This window comes from Geomicrobium sp. JCM 19037, assembly GCF_000698105.1.
GTDB lineage: Bacteria > Bacillota > Bacilli > Bacillales > Marinococcaceae > Geomicrobium_A.
This window is the reverse complement of record NZ_BAWZ01000074.1, coordinates 1-808: the sequence shown is the minus strand read 5'-3', so window position 1 is coordinate 808 and position 808 is coordinate 1. Positions and strand designations below refer to the sequence as shown.

Below are 808 nucleotides of genomic sequence, written 5' to 3'. Positions count from 1 at the left end.
ATCCGGAGGGTTAGCTCAGCTGGGAGAGCATCTGCCTTACAAGCAGGGGGTCGGCGGTTCGAACCCGTCACCCTCCACCATTTATTTTTTTGTGCCGGTCTAGCTCAATTGGTAGAGCAACTGACTTGTAATCAGTAGGTTGGGGGTTCAAGTCCTCTGGCCGGCACCAGTTTCGTCTATTACGTGCAGTGAACGTTATATGACTGTGATGAGCCATTAGCTCAGTTGGTAGAGCATCTGACTTTTAATCAGAGGGTCGGAGGTTCGAGTCCTCCATGGCTCACCATTTTTTATAATATACTGCGGAAGTAGTTCAGTGGTAGAACATCACCTTGCCAAGGTGGGGGTCGCGAGTTCGAATCTCGTCTTCCGCTCCAAACAATTTTATGTGCGCCCGTAGCTCAATTGGATAGAGCGTCTGACTACGGATCAGGAGGTTAGGAGTTCGACTCTTCTCGGGCGCGCCATTTTTATTTAGTTTAAACAAAGATTCATCATGTATCTGAGACCTTTATTGGAAAGAAACAAGAAGGTCAAGAAATGAATGAGAGAGTGAGTGTATACGGTACACGACTCGAACGGGTGCATGCAATTGACGAAGAGATTCGCAGTTTATTTTCAACAAAACGGGAAGTAGCTCAGCTTGGCAGAGCACTTGGTTTGGGACCAAGGGGTCGCAGGTTCAAATCCTGTCTTCCCGACCATTTAAATATTGGACAACTTATGGGGCCTTAGCTCAGCTGGGAGAGCGCCTGCTTTGCACGCAGGAGGTCAGCGGTTCGATCCCGCTAGGCTCCACCATTTAATA

7 tRNA genes are annotated in these 808 nt (G+C 48.4%); all 7 read left to right on the top strand.

What is annotated here, in order from left to right:
- Positions 1 to 4 precede the first annotated feature (4 nt).
- The 7 genes from JCM19037_RS21590 (at position 5) to JCM19037_RS21560 (ending at position 801) form a co-directional block, all read left to right on the top strand.
- Positions 5 to 80: transfer RNA gene (locus JCM19037_RS21590), tRNA-Val, on the top strand.
- Positions 81 to 93: 13 nt separating this feature from the next.
- Positions 94 to 169, top strand: a tRNA-Thr gene (locus JCM19037_RS21585).
- A 41-nt stretch (positions 170 to 210) separates the two neighbouring features.
- Positions 211 to 286 (top strand) — tRNA-Lys (locus tag JCM19037_RS21580).
- 16 nt (positions 287 to 302) lie between these two features.
- Positions 303 to 377 (top strand) — tRNA-Gly (locus JCM19037_RS21575).
- A 13-nt stretch (positions 378 to 390) separates the two neighbouring features.
- Positions 391 to 467 (top strand) — tRNA-Arg (locus tag JCM19037_RS21570).
- Between the two features lie 160 nt (positions 468 to 627).
- Positions 628 to 704 (top strand) — tRNA-Pro (locus JCM19037_RS21565).
- A gap of 21 nt (positions 705 to 725) precedes the next feature.
- A tRNA-Ala gene (locus JCM19037_RS21560) sits at positions 726 to 801 on the top strand.
- Positions 802 to 808: the final 7 nt, after the last annotated feature.